This is a genomic window from Microcoleus sp. D3_18a_C4, from assembly GCF_036702415.1.
Taxonomy (GTDB): Bacteria; Cyanobacteriota; Cyanobacteriia; order Cyanobacteriales; family Microcoleaceae; genus Microcoleus.
Genome location: NZ_JAUBTI010000196.1, coordinates 1 through 4,027, shown reverse-complemented (window position 1 = coordinate 4,027; position 4,027 = coordinate 1). Strand labels below are relative to the sequence as shown.

Here is a 4,027-nt window from a genome sequence, read left to right as displayed (position 1 = left end):
AAGTCGGCTCGATCGAATCCATGACGTGGCGATCTACTGACTCCTTTAAGATACAAGGGGCGGGTTCACCAACAATATCTGCCAATAATTGACAATTTCAAAAACCCGCCCCGGCCGGGATATTATTGTCAATCGATCGGACATGATATCAGTTAAACCCGCAACTACCCAACCAAAGTCCGCCTACGCCGCCTAAACCAAATCCCGAACCTGCGGAGGCAGGTTTTGTCTGTGTAGCTGCGACTTAAGTCGCCGAGACTTTTCAAACATCTTCCAACCAACCCCGGCAATTTCGGTTAATAATATTCTTAGCAAAGTTTAAACGACCAACAACAATGATTCGCTCACTTTTCACATTTTTTACAGTATTAATTGTAACCGGCTTAGTATGGTTGGGAAATATCGCCCCCGTAGTCGCCCAAGTACAACCAACAGATATCACCGATCCTCAACAGGAATTGGGAGAACTCGTTCAAAAAGCTTTTGAAGCTACAAATGAAGGCAAATTTCCCGCCGCCGAAACTTTTTGGACTCAAATCATTGACAAATTTCCCTCAGAAGCCGCCGCTTGGAGCAACCGAGGCAACTCTAGAGTCAGCCAAAACAAACTACAAGCCGCTATTACCGACTACGAAAGAGCGATCGAACTAGCACCCGACGCCCCCGATCCCTACCTAAACCGCGGCACCGCCCTAGAAGGTTTAGGACGTTGGGAAGAGGCGATCGCCGACTACAATCACGTACTAGAATTAGACCCCCAAGATCCAGCCGCCTACAACAACCGAGGCAACGCCGAAGCAGGTTTAGGAAAATGGGAACAAGCAATTGCCGACTACAGCAAAGCCTTTGAATTAGCCCCCGAATACGCCTTTGCCCGCGCCAACCACGCCCTCGCACTTTATCAAAACGGGCAAACCAAAGAAGCAATTCGCAACATGAAAAACATCGTCCGCAGATACCCCCAATTTGCCGACATGAGAGCCGCCCTCAGCGCCTGTCTTTGGGAAACAGGAAATCGCGGCGAAGCAGAGAGTAATTGGGTAGCAGCGATCGGCCTCGACTCCCGCTACAAAGACCTCGATTGGGTTGCCAATAACCGTCGCTGGCCACCAGTTGTAGTCAGCGCCTTAGACAAATTCTTGCACTTGCAATAATCTCAAAACGCCAATAAAAAATTGCGAGCATCCCGATGATTGTGGGGTATAGTTCACTACGCTTGGGTTAAGCTAGATCCCCCCTAGCCCCCCTTAAAAAGGGGGGGATAAGAATTTACTCAAAGTCAACCCCTACTCCCCAACAATCAGGGGGATTTAGGGGGATCTCGCCCGGAATAAATAGTTTTAACCCAAATGTATTGGGGTATAATTCCTAAAAGGGATGCTCCAAAGAATTGCCAAATATCATCCTAAGCTAGCAGTAAATAAACTATTGAAGCACAATTCAAACTCTTCTTCCAGGTTTCTTATTTCCTCAATATTCATCCCTTAAATCCGTTTCCTCCGTTGAATTCTCTTATCAAAACTCGTATTCCACATCTCCAGCAACAATCCTATCTGTCACCAATATTCTGTACAGTTCCAGTTCTTCAACAGTAACTTTTCCGTCCGCACAAATTGCTCTCTTAATGTCTTCCATTTCTTGCTTAGATATCTTGCCGTTAGCAACAGCTCGCTCGATTTGGGCTTGGAGCTTTTCTAGTTGCCGAGTTTCTTCCAGGGTAGGTTGTTTATCAGTCGATCGCGAAACTAACATAGTTGCATTCTCCTAGAGATTGACCTCTACTCTGTACTAAGCCGCAGCAGCAGATATTGTCAACTCAAAGATGCAAAAATTGACAAACAAATGTAACAAAACTACATTTATTTGTCAATAGGATAAGCTGCCAAATTTTTTAACAAAATTACCTTTCTTTGTCAATAAAATAAGGTGCAGAATGCGTAGCCAACAGACTGACTGGCCTACTCAACCTCTTGCAAAAATAACTAGGACGGGCAAGATGCCCATCCCACAAGAAAAAATAACTCTTGTGGGATGGGCATCTTGCCCGTCCAATAAATTTATGAAAAGGACTTTTGCAAGAGGCCTACTGAACTAATTCCAAAATCCGCGCAGCCGTCAACTCCTCGACATTCCTGAAAACCGCTGCAGCACCCGCATTTTCCAGCCCTGCAGCATAAGCCTCACAGCGCACAGCATCATCCAAAACATGAGGTGGCAAAATTCCAGCCCCCAGCCAAACCCGATTTGGTTGCACTTCCCGCGCCTTCACAACCGTGTAAATATCCGCAACAGTATCTCCCGCATAAATCACGGGCAAATTTTTTTCTAAACCGTGCAGAGTTTCCAACTGTTCAATTGCCGCGAAAAGTCCAGCCGGATCGGGTTTTCCCGGTGCATCTTCCATCGCCACCAACACCGGGGAATTTAAACTTAGTTTCCCTGACAAAACATAAGCAGCTTCATCCCGCATCGCCCCGCTAAAAAAGCCCCAAACCATGCCCCCAACCGTTAAATTTTCCAGATAAGCCGGACTTAACAGCAGCGGTTCATCGCAAATGTAACCAGTCCAATTTTTCTCATCAGGCCCGCGATAGCGACTTTGGAAAAAAGCCACTAATTCGTCATAGTTGACAGCGAGTTCGTTTCTCGATCGTCCAATCCCCTCAAAATAACGGCAAACTAACTCGAAAGACGCCTGCCAGTCATTATTCCACACACCCTCAGACTTCAGAGAGTCGATATCGAGAGAATTCGGGCGAAAAGCACCCTCCGTGAAATGTTCCACCGCATCGGCGATCGCCCGCCGATAGGAACCGGACACATCCCGCACCACACCATCAATGTCGAAGACTAAAATAACTCTGTTCACAATTTAACCATCCTTGTACCTAGGGCCGGTGAAAACCAATAAGCTTGGGTGAAAACTGTTTATTCCGGGCGAGATCCCCCTCAATCCCCCTGATTGTTGGGGGACGCAAGAGTAACTTCTTGTCCCACCCCCTACCCCCCTTCGTAGGGGCGGTGCTACCCCTACTCCCCGTGCCCGCCCTTGGCTAGGGGGGATCGGGCTCGGGCCCAAGCGTATTGCGGTGAGAACCCAAATTTTATCTGTTCCCAGCCCCTGAGTGGCGCTAAAACCAGCCGCGCCACAAAACTTTTCATGGCCGATGACCAATTATCGAACAGAGTGTGCTACGCTTAGCGATTGTAGAAATTTTTAACAAGTTCGATCGGAACCCTGGAGGTTTGCTTGTCCAAGTTCATCTTAAAAGTTCTCTGGCTAGAAGAGAATGTGGCCCTCGCCGTTGACCAAGTTGTCGGCAAAGGAACTAGCCCGCTGACATCCTACTTTTTCTGGCCCCGCAAAGATGCGTGGGAAGACCTCAAAAACGAACTCGAAGCCAAACACTGGATTGCTGACAACGATCGCGTCGAAATCCTCAACCAAGCCACAGAAGTAATCAACTACTGGCAAGAGGAAGGCAGACGGCGCCCGATGACTGAAGCTCAGTCAAAGTTCCCCCTAGTGACTTTTACCGGCAGCAACTAAGCCCCGCTTTTAGTTGCTACCCATATACATTGCCTGTTATGGCTAACGAGGGGAAGGAGAGAGGGGAGAAGGCGAGAGGATTTGACGCTTTTTCCGCCTCGCCGTGAAACATAAAATTTGAATTCGCTACAGCTTATTATTGATATTAACTCCGATTTTGGAACCTACTCCGGTTTTGGGCTTGGTCGATTTGAGATTTATTGAAAATAAAGCTCTAAAATCGGCGTTGTTTTGATAATTAATACTTACGCGAAAAGTGGTTTGATCCGCTGCTTATAGATTTTTATGAACGGGCAAGATGCCCGTTCCACAAGCAGAAAATCTACTCTTTGTGGAACAGGCATCTTGCCTGTTATTGAAAAGGGTGCAGAAGGTGAGTTATAACTGAAATGCACCATTGTCAATAAGCTTTTTGAACGGGCAAGATGCCCGTTCCACAAGCAGAAAATCTACTCTTTGTGGAACAGGCATCTTGCC

Annotated in this window: 4 protein-coding genes; 2 read left to right on the top strand and 2 right to left on the bottom strand. The window is 47.2% G+C overall.

Annotated elements, in window-relative coordinates; translation table 11 throughout:
- Nucleotides 1-335 precede the first annotated feature (335 nt).
- Complete coding sequence (locus tag QUB16_RS32935) at nucleotides 336-1,154, top strand: tetratricopeptide repeat protein (RefSeq protein ID WP_333322570.1); 819 nt, start codon at nucleotides 336-338, stop codon at nucleotides 1,152-1,154.
- A gap of 361 nt (nucleotides 1,155-1,515) precedes the next feature.
- Here the strand turns inward: QUB16_RS32935 and QUB16_RS32930 are convergent, their stop codons facing one another.
- Together QUB16_RS32930 and QUB16_RS32925 are read right to left on the bottom strand one after the other, a co-directional pair.
- Entirely contained in the window at nucleotides 1,516-1,752 is a 237-nt protein-coding gene (locus tag QUB16_RS32930; protein WP_333143511.1) for a hypothetical protein, read from the bottom strand.
- Nucleotides 1,753-2,083: 331 nt separating this feature from the next.
- The gene (locus QUB16_RS32925) at nucleotides 2,084-2,869 is read right to left on the bottom strand and encodes a TIGR01548 family HAD-type hydrolase (protein ID WP_333322569.1); all 786 of its coding nucleotides are present in this window, start codon (nucleotides 2,867-2,869) and stop codon (nucleotides 2,084-2,086) included.
- Nucleotides 2,870-3,238: 369 nt separating this feature from the next.
- On the opposite strand from QUB16_RS32925, the gene QUB16_RS32920 reads away from it, so the two are divergent.
- Nucleotides 3,239-3,550, top strand: a complete 312-nt coding sequence (locus QUB16_RS32920) for a 30S ribosomal protein PSRP-3 (RefSeq protein ID WP_333056906.1) — start codon at nucleotides 3,239-3,241, stop codon at nucleotides 3,548-3,550.
- Nucleotides 3,551-4,027: the final 477 nt, after the last annotated feature.

Coding starts and splice junctions, on each gene's coding strand:
- QUB16_RS32935 (WP_333322570.1), top strand. CDS start 336: ATGATTCGCTCACTTTTCACATTTTTTACAGTATTAATTGTAACCGGC.
- QUB16_RS32930 (WP_333143511.1), bottom strand. CDS start 1,752: ATGTTAGTTTCGCGATCGACTGATAAACAACCTACCCTGGAAGAAACT.